Source organism: Streptococcus sp. 53, assembly GCF_013276565.1.
Lineage (GTDB): Bacteria > Bacillota > Bacilli > Lactobacillales > Streptococcaceae > Streptococcus.
On sequence record NZ_VMLG01000038.1, the window covers coordinates 17,486 to 31,090 of the forward strand.

Here is a 13,605-nt window from a genome sequence, read left to right on the forward strand (position 1 = left end):
CTATTGGCAAATATACAAACAACCATGTCTTTGACCGATAGAGTCACAGGCACTTTAAATAAAATCTATGCGACTATGGAGCGTGTCAAAAACGCAGGTTCTGGCATAGATAAAGCCATGAAGGCTCAAGAGTCGGCTATGAAAAAAGCTGGTGATTCTGGTCAATATTTTGTCAATAAAGCTGGGCGAGTAATTGATGTCAACGGTAGATTTGTAAATAGTGCAACTCTAGCAGCTGCAGGGCTCAAAAAAGAAGAACTGGCTCTAAGAGATTTAGGGAATGCCTCTAATAATGCTTCTAACAAACTAAGTAGGTTAGTATCTTTGAAAGGTTTGCTAAAGACTGCTTTAGCTGGTATTGCGGTTACTAAAATTACCAAGCAAGCTATAGGCATGTCAGACGAGTATGCCAATATGCACGCCCGTTTAGATATGATTCGAGACAGTACGCAGACGACAGAGCAACTACAAAAGTCTATCTATACATCAGCACAGCGTACAGGTTCAGCCTATACAACCACGGCGAACGGCGTCGCTAAGATGAGGATGCAAGCTGGCGATGTTTTCCAAAACAACGGCGAAACAATTGCCTTTTTGGAAACTATGAACAAATCCTTTGTTGTTGGTGGCGCAAGCATTGAAGAACAAAAAAGTGCCATGCTTCAGCTTACTCAGGCTATGGCTAGTGGTAAGTTGCAGGGTGACGAGTTGCGTTCTCTTGCTGAAACTTCACCAGCCTTAATCCAAGCCATCGCAAACAAGTTAGGCGTTAGCCGTGGCGAGGTTAAGAAACTTGGAGCAGACGGGAAGATTACGGCCGACATTGTCAAAACTGCCATGCTGGAAGCAAGCGATACGATTGACAAGCAATTCCGCAATATGCCCCTAACTTGGGGCAGGGCATGGCAGAACTTCCTGAACTTTGTGACCAAGGCGATTGAGCCAATATCGATTAAGATAAATCAGATAGTGAACTCGTCAGCTTTCCAACAATTTGCCCAAATTGTAGCCACGGTGCTTCAATATGTCGTTCAAGCGGTTATTTTTGCTATGGATATGATTGGGGCTGTTTGGAGTATGTTAGCTCCGATTGCTCAATTTGTGGCTGATAACTGGTCCGTGATTCAACCGATTATTATTGCTGTAGCAATCGCTATTGGTACTTATATAGTCGCAATGAACGCAGCAGAAATCGCCACTAAACTATTTAGTATCGCTACCAACGTGGCTAAAACAGCAATGGCTGGTTTTAATGCAGTTATGGCAATGAACCCAATCATGTTGATTGTCATGGCGGTCATCATCCTAATTGGTCTATTCTATGCCTTGGTTGCATGGTTTAACAATCTTACTGGCGCAGCCGTATCAGCCACAGGAATTATCATAGGGGCTATATTTTACCTAGGAATGACCATTTGGAATATACTTCTTATTATTGCCAATGCAGCTATCTGGGTGATCAATATGATGCTACAAGGCGTCTTTTGGTATGTGAATACAGCAATAGCATTCTGGATGTTCCTCTATCAGGCTATCTTAACTATTTTGATAGGTATTTTAGACTTTATCGACTGGTTTGTTACTGGTGCTGTTAACTTATGGAACGAGATGTCTTTCCAAGTTCAAAGCGCTTGGTACGATATTGCCCAAGGCGGCCGTGATATGGCTGTCGCTATTGCAGGATTTGTTGATAGCATGGTCAATAGTGTTATCGGTGCAGTCGAGGGTATGATTAACTCTGTTCTTGGTGGCTTTAATAAAATGATTGGCTTCTTAAATGGGTTCGGTCTAAATCTAAGCGCTGTTGGAACGGTTTCTCTTGGTCGGACGAACTTTGCCGGTGATATTGCGAACGCCATTGACAGCATGGAAAAACCAGTTAAAAAAACCTTTGAAGGTCTGCACTTGGCAGATGGTCTCAAACAACACAAAGCTAGTTTAGAAACTCCGCACCTTGACACTCCACAACTGGGTTATCTTGAACTTGGAGACCGAATGGGAGCCTTTAATAAAGGGTATGAAATCGGTAAAGGTATTGACAAAGCTGTAGGTGGTTTTTTCAAAGGAGCTGGTGATGCCAACGGTGCAGGAAACAATTTCTTGGGCGACCAAGGAAAAACACCTTACGAACTAAGCCCAGTAAGTTCAGTACCTGGACAAGGCGACGGAGGAAAAGGCGGCGGTCATAATCCTACAGGTGGTAAATTAGACAAAGTCGGCAAGATTGAAGATGAAATCAAACTGGACGATGAATACATCAAGCTGATTAAGGACGTTGCGACAATGAAGTGGCAACAGAACTTTATTACCTTGAAGCCAGAGATTGTCACCAACATCGACTCCATTAACAACGCTGGCCAGTATGCCAACGTATTGGATGATTTGAATGCAACGATTGTAGACGCTTTGAATAATGGCGCTGACGGACTTATGGCTTACTAGGAGGGAGGTAGCAGATGTTTATATTTATTGAAGGCATTAAATTGCCAGTGAATCCAGAAGAAATCAAATTGGAGGACAAACAAGGAATTGAGACAGTCGCCATCATCGATACTGGTAACGTTCCGCTTGTCGGAAATCCAGAGCTTCAATCGATTGAGTTTGAATCCTTTATTCCTAGCGGAAGATACGACGGAAACTACCAACGGAATAGCCGTGTCTCTCCAGAATCCTTTGTATCATCTATTCGTAAATTTAAGACGGAAGGCACTCCCATTCAACTCATGATTGGGGGTGCTTTTGGTTCTGCTATTAACGGGAAATTTCTAGTGGAACAGTTCGATGTCTCTACCAAAACAGGATATGAAAATGACCTGATATATAAGATTAAGTTCTTACAATATCGGTCTCACAAACCACGAAAGGTCACCATCAAAGACAAGCAAGCACTTGAGGCTACTAAAAAGAAACCGCAGGCGAAAGCTACTGAAGAACGTAGCCCTACGACTGAGAAACCTGCTCAAAAAAGCCATACGGTTGTAAGCGGTGATACTCTTTGGGGGATTGCACAGACCTTTTACGGAGATGGCAGCCGATATACTGAAATCTACGAAGCCAACAAAGACAAAATCAAAGACCCTCATTGGATTTATCCTGGACAGGAGTTTGTGATACCATGATGCAATTATTCTATCAGAACAATAAAACTGGAGATACATGGGATTTAGCAACTGTGTCTGAAAAGGTCGAATTCAAGACAACTAGAAAAGGGTCAGCTTGGAGCGTGGAGATTACCTTATACAACTCTACAAAAGTAGCCTTTGAATATGGTTCTCCGCTCGCTTTTAAGCTAGATGATAAAGAGGTGTTCTTTGGTTATTTGACGAAAATCAAGTACGAAAAAGACACTAAAACAACCTTGACCTTCCATGATCAGATAAAGTACTTACTACGCAATATCAACTTTGTTGCCAAGGATAAAAACGTCAATCAAATTGTCTCAGCAATCGCAGGAGATTTTGATTTGAAGATTGGGGAACTAAAAGCCCCATCCGTGACCTTATCCCCTCAGTTGAAGGAAGATAAGAAGGCTCTGGATATTATCCAGGAGGCTATGGACGAGACCTTGGTACAAAGTGGAGAATTGTTGGTTTTGTATGACAAGTTCGGAGAGTTGACACTAACAACTCCGAAAAACTTACCAATCCAGTACATTATAGGCAATGAATCCTTTATGTCTAGCTTTGAGTTTGAAGGTTCGATTGAGGATAGTGCTAATATTGTCCGCTTGATCCAAGAGAACAAAGAAACCAAAAAGAGAGAAGTCTACATCTATCAGGACAGCTACAATATCGGAGCTTGGGGAAAACTCCAGTACATGAAAAAAGTGGATGAGAAAGCGACTGAGGGGCAAATAAAGCAATGGGGCGAAATGCTCTTGAAGATGAAAAACCGTCCCAAAGAAACGTTCAGTCTGAAAGCTGATATTGGAAGTATTGACTTTTTAGCAGGTCATGCAGTCTATGTGGATGTTAAGGATATTGAGAAGAAAGGGTGGTATGTCATTGAAGAGGCAACTCATTCTTTTAGCGATGAAAAGCACACGATGGAAATTAAATTATTTATGGCAGGAAGTGAGTAGATGGAAGTAATAGAAAATCTAAAGAAATTGATTAGTAATTTCATTGAAAATCGCCAGTTCGCAAAGATAACGACTGGTGTCGTTTTATCGGTTTCTCCACTCAAAATCCAATTGACCAATGAGTTGATTTTGGATGATTCTATGCTCGCCGTCACATGGACCGATGAAGCATTGGATCCTGAGTACGTAGGTCAAACCCTTCATCTCATCAGACAAGATGGTGGAGGGTTTTATTATGTCTTGTACAAGAAGATATTCCACTACAAGCGCAAAGTGAAAGGGGGTTCTGATGAATGAGTACTCCTAAAACAAACTTTTTAAATATCGCTAAAAATGTTGTTGAAGCTAAGAAACAGCCTAGCTTAACACTAGATGAAACCAATATCTTGCTAGAAACAGATGGCATTCATGCTCTGAAGCAATCAATCAGACGAATGCTGACGACTGAACGGTTCATCTATACGATTTATGATCATCGCTACGGTGTTGAGTTAGACGCTTTATTTGGTGGGGATATGGATTATGCCCAGATGGATATCGCACGACGTATAAAAGAAGCCCTGTATGAAGATGACAGGATTCATGAGGCTCACTCTTTTTCTACTAAGGTAAAGAAAGATGAGTTTTATGTGCAGTTCGTGGTTGATAGTGATTTTGGAACATTTGAAATGGATTTGGAGGTGAAACGATGATAAAGGTAAAAACATATCCAGAAATTTTAGAGGATATGCTGGCCTTGTTTGATGATAAGTATGACAAAAGACAAGGATCTGTCTTGTACAATTTAGTTGCGCCTGCAGCTCGAGAAGTTGCTATTCAGTATACGGTTTTAAAATCGTATGAGGAAGTCAACTTTTTAGATACGAGTACAGGAATTTTCTTAACTCGTTTGTGTAGGCAGTTCGGAGTTGAACGCTTGCCGGCCACGGCATCAGTTCGATTGGTTCAGTTCAAACAGGAAATCCCACTCGGAACCCGTTTCAGCGTGGTTAATAGTGAGTATAATTTCCGTGTTTTGGAACGCCGCTCTGGATTCGAGTATAGCGTAGTAGCTGAACAAGTCGGAAATGCTCCCAATTATGTAAGAGGTCAACTCATCAATATTGATGTGTTGAATGGTTTTAAAGGGGCAGAAATCGGCTCTGTTATTGTCGTAGGAGAAGACGAAGAGACGGATAAACAACTCCGTAAGCGTACCATTGAGTACTTGAAAACACCGACCTTAAACGGGAATATTGCCCAATACAAGAAATGGGCAAGTGAGTTTGTTGGTGTTGGTTCAGCCTTGGTAGAGCCACTTTGGAAAGGCGAGAATACAGTACGTGTATCTATTACGGATGCTGACGGTAACGAAGCTAGTTCGGAACTTGTAAATAAGTTCAAGAATTACTTGGATCCTGAACCGAGTGGCCACGGATTAGGCGTTGCTCCAATCGGTGCTTATGTGACAGTGCAGTCTGTAAGTGGTTACGACGTTCGTATTACTGCAACTATCAAGATTGATGAAGATGTAGATGTCGAAACAATCAAGAATGAGGCGAGAGTACAACTCATTAAATACTTACGTGAAGAAGCATTTGAAGAGAAAGAGGTTCGGAACTATAAAGTTGCCACAATCATTGACAGAATTAACGGGGTTCGAGATGTGGACCGTATTTTGTTGAATGACAGGGAACAAAGTATTGAACTTTCTACCAACATGCTTCCTAAACTAGCGGAGGTAACTATCAATGTCACAAGTTAGATATCGTATGTTATCGGCTTTGCCAGAGGTCTTAGATCCAACCATCAACGATTTGTTTGAAACTGAAATTCCAGAGCTGGAATTGATTACAGACTTAATCTTTGATACCAGACGGTCGATGTTGTTGCCAGAAGCGACGGAAGACTGGATTACCCGTTGGGAAAAGGCCCTTCAGGTGAAACCGAAAACAATTGATTTGGAAGAACGAAGGCGGTATCTAATCACTTTAATTTCTTCCAAAATTAAAATCAACTCAGTGAGTTTACAAAAAATTACAAAGAGCTTTACGAATGTCAACAACTTAGTAACGGTCAAAGGTTCGGCGGTACATATCCGATTTTTAGGAGAACTGCCAACTGGATATTTGAACCGTTTTTTAAAGTATGTGCGTGAATTGATCCCTGCTCATTTAGGAATCCAATTCTCAGTTGAAGCACCTATGATGAACGCGATTTATATCGGTGCTCACACGTTTAGAGACATTCGTTCAGTTCAATTTGAATAGGAGGAAATAAATGGGATATTTTATCCAGCCTATTGTGACCGATAAAGCAATCAGTGAAACGGCTCTAGCGATTCAAAATAGAGAACCACTGGTTTTCACTCGAATAGCTTTGGGTAGTGGCCGGCATCGGACGGACATTGGCAAGAAAAACAATATCGTACAAGTTGTTCATTCTTTGCAAGTGGCACAGTCTTTATCGACTGATGCAGCTGATACGATTCGTCTCACAGCGAGGTTTGATAACTCACGGATTGAGCGTGAAATGATTGTGAACGAAATCGGTGTATTTGCAAAACGTGGAAATCACGAAGAATTCATGTACATGTATACTTGGGCAGAACAGGGAGATGTGATTCCACCTAAAACATCTGCTTATGTATATCGAGATTATGATTTCAATACAACTATTAGCAAGAATAGTCAGATTACCATTCAATACAATGCGACTGACTTGGTTTATGCAACTGTCCCTGAATTGAAAGCGACAGAAAGAAAGCTACAAACCAATATCGATAATCATATTGAAGACACTGCCCGTCACGTTTCTGACCAGGAACGGACACGCTGGAATGGGAAAGCCGACGCAAGTCACAGGCACAAGGTTGCAGACATCGACGGTCTGCCTGAAAAAATTGACGAGGTCACTAAAAACAAGGCCGAGAAGGTTGACCTTACAGGTCACATCCAAAACCACAACAATCCACACGGTGTCACTAAGCAACAGGTGGGATTAGGGAATGTTACTAACGTAGAACAGGCTAGTAAGCAAGATTTTCAAAATCACTTAAACAATCACAACAATCCACATAGCGTTACAAAGCACCAAGTTGGTCTGGGTAACGTAGATAACGTTAGACAAGCAAGTTATGAGTCTGTAGAGGCTTTAAAGCGTGAGTTTCAGGAGCACGAAGATAGGCTAAACGCTATCGAGTACATGTTCTTGCAGAATGATTTCACTGCTCCGATTCGTACGGAAGACGGTACAGAACATACCTTACTTGCTGATGAAAACGGCCGTGTGATTGTTGCTGATTGGAAATATATTATGGAGGTATAACATGGCAGTAATTAGTACACAGACACGAAAAGTAACTGATTTGCCACAGGCTAGTCAGGTTAACAACTCGGACAACATCATGATTCATGATGGGCGTGGGTTGAAAAAAGTGTCTGTGCAGACTTTTAAAAACGGAGTGAGTCCAACTCCCTCAACCGCAACAGCTGGTTCAAACGGAGTTGTCAGACCTGATAACTCAACGATTACAGTCGATAGTTCGGGTGTTTTGCGAGTAAACAGGTCAGCGCTTGGGATTCCAAGTACACCGTCCGAAGTGATCGCGAATAAATTTGTAAACCAAAACGGAAACCAGCAAATGAAGTATTGGTATGGTTCGAAAGCCCAATACGAAGCAGTCCGGACCAAAGATCCCAACACAATCTATGATGTGTATGAGTAGGTGGTATTATGGCTACAAGAGAAGGAATCTATGTCGGAGGACATGAGATTATAGAACGATATGTTGGTAATCGTTTGGTTTGGGAGAAATGGGTCTATGTTGGATATTTCCGGAATCTAAGAACTCCGTTTGAATCACAAGACTATTTGATTTTTGATTCAATAGATTTAAGTGATTTCAACAATAAATATCGTGACGAGAGCAAAGTAAATGATGTTAAAGTACGGATTAAGCACCAGAACAATACAATTACAACTGTTTATGCGAAGTATGCGCGGTTGTACGATAGGGATACAAGGCCAGATAATTACAGTAGAGGAAGTGCGCTCTATATCTCATTTAAAGACGATAATCAAAGACAAGTATTCAAAAGTAATGTCACTAGAAACGATTCACTATACTTTTATTTTAAATAGTCAGGAGAACATTAAACATGGAATTTGTATTAGTAAATAAATTTTTTAGAGTTGGCAAGACGGAAGTCTCTATTCAATGTGACAAGCCGTTTACTTTTTTCACTCGTGAATTAGACGGTGACCATTTGGGTGATACAGACGAAATGCTCATTGAGGCAGTCAAAGAGATTCTACGAACTGAGTTAGACCCAACCAGCGCCATTGTCAAGAACCAAGAACAATTGGCTAAAACGACTGCAGCACTTGAACAAGCGAATCAACTTATGGAAGGTATGCAGAAGGTCAGCTTGCATAATACTGACGATATCGAGGAAATCTTTGCACGCTTGGAAGTGCTTGAGAAACACAACGGTATTGATCATGAGCATGAGGACGAAGCAGATGGACATAAGGAAGCGCCTCACGTTGCTGAGGCAGAAACACACTCTGTTGAATCCGCTCCGGTAACTCCACCGGTTCAACCAGAACCCCAACCAGCTACAGAAATGGCTACAAACGGAGTTCCTAACGTGGTCGTATCTGAACCAGCGCAACCGCAACCAACTACTGAACAACCAGTAGCAGAAGCGTCTATCCAACCTGCACCAGCAGTAGAACAACCAACAGAAAGCGAGACAGAACATGAAATTCCTACACCGACAAGCGAAGAAAGCACTAGTGAAAACAATGGAGGTAGCAACAATGAGTAAGATTACATTAGACCAAGCTAAAATCGACATGTACATTAACTTGCTTAAACGTGAAGCGATTGACTTTTCATTCGTCAATAAACGCTTCCGAGATCGTGTACGCAAAGAATTGGAACGCCTTGGGTTGAGCCACTTGGCGAACTAGAGAGGTGCTTATGGACGTCTTTGAGAAAATAGAACACTTTTTCACTAGCGTAATGCCAGTGCTAACTCCAACAATCATTGCTTGGATAAGCTATCGGTTACCGAAAAAAGCCAAAGAAGAAACAGATAAAATTGTCTCGGAACTAACCGATGTCAAGAAACAGATTAAAGATGTCCAGACTACCGCTAAAGATAGCAATTCCAAAATCGATGAAGTACAGGAAAAGCTAAAAGTGCACGACGAGGCGCATCTAAATACTATGAAGTTGCGCCTTGACCGTGATATGCGACGGGCTATTCGTAGAGGGTTCACTTCAAAAGACGAATTTTCACTAGTGGAAAGTCTGCACAAAAGCTACAAGGCTTTAGGAGGTAATGGCTACATAGATCGTTTATTTAGCGATTTTGAGAAATTGGAGATTAAGGAAGACATCTTGGTTGAAGATGAGAAAGAGGTGCAGAATGGTCTGTAATCTCAATATGACCAATCTCGCACAGATTGACGGTGGGCACCTGATTAAGCAAGGGGACTTGGCTTCCACCTTTGGTTTTGCCCTCTTAGACGAAGACTACCAAGTCATCTCCTCTCTGGAAGGGGAGGAGGCGCTGATCAGTCTGACCAAGGAGGGCTACCAGTGGAAGAAGCAGGTAGCTGTTACCAGTCAAGGTGTGAGTTTTCATCTGGACGCTATCTTGCCCATTGGGAGTTATCGCTTGGAAATCACGGCTGGAGGCTATGTTTTCCCCAGTGATAAATCTGTCCATATCCAGATAGTTGCCTCAGATAAAGAATTGGTCACTGAAGAAGTCCATGCTTTAAAAGAGCTGGATATTGCAAAAGAAGTTGAGAAACAACTTGCAGAAAAAACAGTAACAGATGGTGGGGTATGTCCGGAATTTCCAGACCTACTCTTTTATTACAATTTAGGAAAGGTGTAACACAAAATGGATACTACAAAATTAACAGCATTTGCGCAGGCAGTGGGGGAAGATATCAAGGAAGTGAAGCAAAGCGTCAGCACTAAAGTAGAAACTTCAGCAATGACGCAAGCTATCTCTCAGGCAGTCACTCAAGCTAAAACGGAAGTTAAAGCTGAAATCTTGGGAGAAGGTACCCCTGAAAATCTTGACACACTGAAAGAAATTGCGGAAAAAATCACAAGTATGGGACAAGACGAAAACGGCGCACTTCTTGGCAAAGTAACTGAAGTCAGCGGACGTGTAGACCAGATTGCCAATGTTGACTTGGTCGCAACCTATAACGCAGCGAAAGCGTGAGTGCTATGAGTAACCTTGAAAATCTAGCAACAGCTATTGGTAGGGATGTCAAGGCAATCAAAGAAGATTCAGAGTTAAAGGATAGGGAAGTCCAGGAAAGACTGGGCTCCCTTGAGAGTAGACCGAGAGTCAATCCAGAAACCCTCGTTACAAAAGCGGAGCTGGAAGAGAAAGGCTACTTGACCTCCCACCAAGACTTGTCTACTTATGCCCAAAAATGGGAGTTGTACAATGATATCCCAATCAAGGCTAGGATTTCCGCCTTGGAAAATCGCCCGTCATTTGACAATCTGACCTCCAGCCAGAGAGAAAGCTTAAAAGGGGATAACGGGCATAGTTTGAATGCCAGCGTTCGTATTGAGGGCTCTTATAAGAATGGCTCTACTAGTCAACTGAATCTGTTTGCGGATGTATTCTACGATGGCGAAACAGTCACGAGTGGCTATACTCTTGATTACTACTACAGAGGTTTTGGGAATAATAGCTGGGGTGTTTTGAGAAATCAAACGCCTGATGCAAATGGTAAATTTGGTCAGTGGAATGCTACTCAGCGCTCTGGTGGCTGGTTTGAAGTTCGCATTGAAGTGAATTACAGAGGTTTAAAAGCCTCTGCTTTCACTCATTTGGATAATATCAACGATGGCGAACGAGGAGCGACGGGAGCTCCTGGTCAGAACATTGTCAATCAGAACGGTTCGCAGGCACTCAACTATTGGGCAGGTACGCAAGAGCAGTACGATGCTATTACTACCAAAGACCCTCACACGATTTACGATATTTTTAAGTAGGTGAAGCTATGAGAGATAGAGTAAGAATCATGTTAGGAAGTAGAGAGATTGTCAAGAGATATATTGGTGATAGGTTGGTGTGGGAGGGTTTGAAAAGTGTTACCATAAAAGATGTGACTCTCCATTTTTATGAAGATTATAGTATTTGGGTATCTAATAGAGATATAAAAACAACTCTTGGAGATAAGAAAATAACAAAAGTAAGAATAGGTGCTAGCGAATTCCCGTTAATCACGACAGATTCGCCGTATATCTCTAATAGTTCATACATTTTTAATTTGAGTAGCGAAACAATTGAAAACTTCAAACGCGTAGGAGTCACAACGGGGTATATTAGCCTTGATATCACATTCTACTATGAATAAGAAAGGAAAAACATATGACACAATTTAATGAATTTATTATCGCTTTTGCGACAGGCTTTTTAGCAGTAGCAATAGGCAGTATCGTGAAAGCAGTGAAAGACTATCTTTTGAGAAAAGGCGGAGAGAAAGCTGTAAAAATCGCTGAAATCCTAGCTAAAAATGCAGTCAATGCAGTTGAGCAGATCGCTACTGAAACAGGCTACAAGGGAGATGAAAAACTGGCACAGGCTCGTGCTAAAATCCGTGCAGAGCTGACAAAATACAACATCAGCATGACTGACAAGGACCTAGACACCTTTGTAGAGTCAGCTGTGAAGCAGATGAATGACGCTTGGAGGGAGTAGGTATGGATATCGATACAAGCAGACTACGTACAGACTTGCCGATTGTTGGGTTTGAGCCTTTCCGTCAAGTACATGCCCACTCAACAGGCAACCGCAACTCAACTGCTCAAAATGAGGCGGACTACCACTATAGAAAGGACCCTGGACTTGGGTTCTTTTCTCATGTCGTTGGAAATGGCCGTGTCATGCAGGTAGGTCCTGTAAACAAGGGAATGTGGGACGTTGGGGGTGGTTGGAATACTGAAACCTATGCCGCAGTTGAATTGATTGAAAGCCATTCAACTAAAGAAGAGTTCATGACAGACTATCGCCTTTATATCGAATTGCTACGAAATCTAGCAGATGAAGCAGGTTTGCCGAACACGCTTGATACAGACGACTTGGCAGGTATCAAAACGCATGAATACTGTACCAATAACCAACCTAATAACAACTCAGACCACGTTGACCCTTATCCTTATCTTGCCAAATGGGGTATTAGCCGTGAGCAGTTTAAGCAGGATATTGAAAACGGCTTGACGATTGAAGCAGGATGGCAACAGAACGATACTGGCACCTGGTATGTACACTCAGACGGCTTTTATCCAAAAGATAAGTTTGAGAAAGTCAATGGTACCTGGTATTACTTTGACGGTTCAGGATATATGCTTGCAGACCGCTGGAAGAAGCACACAGACGGCAACTGGTACTGGTTTGACCAGTCAGGCGAAATGGCTACAGGCTGGAAGAAAATCGCTGATAAGTGGTATTATTTTGACACAGAGGGCGCTATGAAGACAGGATGGGTCAAGTACAAGGATACCTGGTATTACCTAGACGGTAAAGAAGGTGCTATGGTATCAAACGCCTTCGTCCAGTCCGCAGACGGAACAGGCTGGTACTACCTCAAACCAGACGGAACAATGGCAGACAAGCCAGAGTTCGCAGTTGAGCCAGACGGCTTGATTACAGTTAAATAATTTTAAAAAATAAAATGAAAGGAAAACTTTTCTAAAATGTGTATCTACCCCACAGGACTCGTTCTTGTGGGGATTTTTTTGTTAAAAAGAGTAAGAAAGACTGACTTTTTTAAAGAAAGATGTCATAATCAAGTTAATTCAAAAAATATTATGGAGCGAGTAGGAGGAATTTGGTATGTTAAAAAATACAAAACAGCCTCAATACTTAAAGTCTTTTTTACTTGGTATGACAGCAATTGTATTGCCTATTTTTAGCTTTAACCAGAACATTCCAAAAGTAAAAGCTGATACAGTCCCAGACTGGAAGAAAGTCAAAAGTGATTACAAGAAATCAACGATGGGCATTCAGAAAGAGGTAATGAAATTTGGATACCGAGAATAAAGATTTGATTGAAGTCAATAATATCGTTGATGAAGTCGAGCGATTACCACATGAACAGCGTCAAGTAGTTTTACAGAAGTTGGAAATCTATCAAGGTGACCTACCTCATCCAGATATTCTCAAAGGATATAAAGAGCTATATCCGGGTGCTGTTCAAAAGATTATTGATAATGGTATTGCAGAGAGCCAACATCGTAGGGCTATGGAAGATAAATACTTATCAGGGAATATTACTTCTCATAAATTGGGACAGTTATTTGGCTTTTTAATCGCCCTCGTTGTTACTATTGGTGGAATTTACTTAATAGCAACAGGTAAACAAATTGCAGGTAGTTTTTTAACTGGAACAACTGCACTAGGGCTAATTAGTTTGTTTACAGGGAATAATCGAAATAAAAACAAAGACAAAGAATAGTTACTCACCGCAGGCTCAGGCTTGCGGTTTTTTTGTTT

The 13,605-nt window shown here is 41.6% G+C and carries 21 protein-coding genes; all 21 read left to right on the forward strand.

The window, feature by feature from the left end:
• Window positions 1-3: 3 nt before the first annotated feature.
• The 21 genes from HT722_RS09130 to HT722_RS09230 all read left to right on the forward strand — a co-directional run bounded on the left by HT722_RS09130 (window position 4) and on the right by HT722_RS09230 (window position 13,567).
• On the forward strand, window positions 4-2,442 hold the full coding sequence (locus tag HT722_RS09130; RefSeq protein ID WP_173278732.1) for a tape measure protein: 2,439 nt from the start codon (window positions 4-6) through the stop codon (window positions 2,440-2,442).
• Window positions 2,443-2,456: 14 nt separating this feature from the next.
• The gene (locus HT722_RS09135) at window positions 2,457-3,119 is read left to right on the forward strand and encodes a LysM peptidoglycan-binding domain-containing protein (protein ID WP_049512705.1); all 663 of its coding nucleotides are present in this window, start codon (window positions 2,457-2,459) and stop codon (window positions 3,117-3,119) included.
• Window positions 3,116-4,081: a hypothetical protein gene (locus tag HT722_RS09140; protein WP_173278733.1), complete on the forward strand. Its 966-nt coding sequence runs from the start codon at window positions 3,116-3,118 to the stop codon at window positions 4,079-4,081. The genes HT722_RS09135 and HT722_RS09140 overlap by 4 nt, the downstream gene beginning before the upstream one ends.
• Window positions 4,082-4,378 (forward strand): DUF2577 family protein, encoded by a 297-nt coding sequence (locus HT722_RS09145; protein WP_049500563.1) that lies wholly within the window; start codon window positions 4,082-4,084, stop codon window positions 4,376-4,378.
• Window positions 4,375-4,773: a DUF2634 domain-containing protein gene (locus HT722_RS09150; protein ID WP_173278734.1), complete on the forward strand. Its 399-nt coding sequence runs from the start codon at window positions 4,375-4,377 to the stop codon at window positions 4,771-4,773. Before HT722_RS09145 ends, HT722_RS09150 begins: the two co-directional genes overlap by 4 nt.
• Window positions 4,770-5,825, forward strand: coding sequence for a baseplate J/gp47 family protein (locus HT722_RS09155; protein WP_173278735.1), 1,056 nt, complete (start codon window positions 4,770-4,772; stop codon window positions 5,823-5,825). The genes HT722_RS09150 and HT722_RS09155 overlap by 4 nt, the downstream gene beginning before the upstream one ends.
• Window positions 5,812-6,330: a hypothetical protein gene (locus HT722_RS09160; protein ID WP_173278736.1), complete on the forward strand. Its 519-nt coding sequence runs from the start codon at window positions 5,812-5,814 to the stop codon at window positions 6,328-6,330. Before HT722_RS09155 ends, HT722_RS09160 begins: the two co-directional genes overlap by 14 nt.
• Window positions 6,331-6,340: 10 nt before the next feature.
• Entirely contained in the window at window positions 6,341-7,387 is a 1,047-nt protein-coding gene (locus HT722_RS10330; protein ID WP_188110363.1) for a hypothetical protein, read from the forward strand.
• 1 nt (window position 7,388) lies between these two features.
• Window positions 7,389-7,787: a hypothetical protein gene (locus tag HT722_RS09170; RefSeq protein ID WP_173278737.1), complete on the forward strand. Its 399-nt coding sequence runs from the start codon at window positions 7,389-7,391 to the stop codon at window positions 7,785-7,787.
• Between the two features lie 8 nt (window positions 7,788-7,795).
• A complete protein-coding gene (locus tag HT722_RS09175) occupies window positions 7,796-8,203 on the forward strand; it encodes a hypothetical protein (RefSeq protein ID WP_173278738.1) in 408 nt (135 codons plus the stop codon).
• Between the two features lie 17 nt (window positions 8,204-8,220).
• Window positions 8,221-8,892 carry a hypothetical protein gene (locus HT722_RS10370; protein ID WP_205380494.1) on the forward strand — a complete coding sequence of 224 codons (672 nt, stop codon included), beginning with the start codon at window positions 8,221-8,223 and terminating at the stop codon, window positions 8,890-8,892.
• Entirely contained in the window at window positions 8,885-9,037 is a 153-nt protein-coding gene (locus HT722_RS09185) for a hypothetical protein (protein ID WP_173278739.1), read from the forward strand. The genes HT722_RS10370 and HT722_RS09185 overlap by 8 nt, the downstream gene beginning before the upstream one ends.
• Before the next feature lie 10 nt (window positions 9,038-9,047).
• The gene (locus tag HT722_RS09190) at window positions 9,048-9,509 is read left to right on the forward strand and encodes a hypothetical protein (RefSeq protein ID WP_173278740.1); all 462 of its coding nucleotides are present in this window, start codon (window positions 9,048-9,050) and stop codon (window positions 9,507-9,509) included.
• The gene (locus tag HT722_RS09195) at window positions 9,499-9,975 is read left to right on the forward strand and encodes a hypothetical protein (RefSeq protein WP_173278507.1); all 477 of its coding nucleotides are present in this window, start codon (window positions 9,499-9,501) and stop codon (window positions 9,973-9,975) included. The genes HT722_RS09190 and HT722_RS09195 overlap by 11 nt, the downstream gene beginning before the upstream one ends.
• Window positions 9,976-9,981: 6 nt before the next feature.
• Window positions 9,982-10,314 (forward strand): hypothetical protein, encoded by a 333-nt coding sequence (locus tag HT722_RS09200; protein WP_173278741.1) that lies wholly within the window; start codon window positions 9,982-9,984, stop codon window positions 10,312-10,314.
• 5 nt (window positions 10,315-10,319) lie between these two features.
• Complete coding sequence (locus tag HT722_RS09205) at window positions 10,320-11,102, forward strand: hypothetical protein (protein WP_173278742.1); 783 nt, start codon at window positions 10,320-10,322, stop codon at window positions 11,100-11,102.
• An 8-nt stretch (window positions 11,103-11,110) separates the two neighbouring features.
• Window positions 11,111-11,467: a hypothetical protein gene (locus HT722_RS09210; RefSeq protein ID WP_173278743.1), complete on the forward strand. Its 357-nt coding sequence runs from the start codon at window positions 11,111-11,113 to the stop codon at window positions 11,465-11,467.
• A 14-nt stretch (window positions 11,468-11,481) separates the two neighbouring features.
• Entirely contained in the window at window positions 11,482-11,811 is a 330-nt protein-coding gene (locus HT722_RS09215) for a phage holin (RefSeq protein WP_173278744.1), read from the forward strand.
• Between the two features lie 2 nt (window positions 11,812-11,813).
• Complete coding sequence (locus tag HT722_RS09220) at window positions 11,814-12,770, forward strand: N-acetylmuramoyl-L-alanine amidase family protein (protein WP_173278745.1); 957 nt, start codon at window positions 11,814-11,816, stop codon at window positions 12,768-12,770.
• A gap of 175 nt (window positions 12,771-12,945) precedes the next feature.
• Window positions 12,946-13,152, forward strand: coding sequence for a hypothetical protein (locus HT722_RS09225; protein WP_112445235.1), 207 nt, complete (start codon window positions 12,946-12,948; stop codon window positions 13,150-13,152).
• Window positions 13,136-13,567, forward strand: coding sequence for a DUF2335 domain-containing protein (locus HT722_RS09230; RefSeq protein WP_173278746.1), 432 nt, complete (start codon window positions 13,136-13,138; stop codon window positions 13,565-13,567). Before HT722_RS09225 ends, HT722_RS09230 begins: the two co-directional genes overlap by 17 nt.
• Window positions 13,568-13,605: the final 38 nt, after the last annotated feature.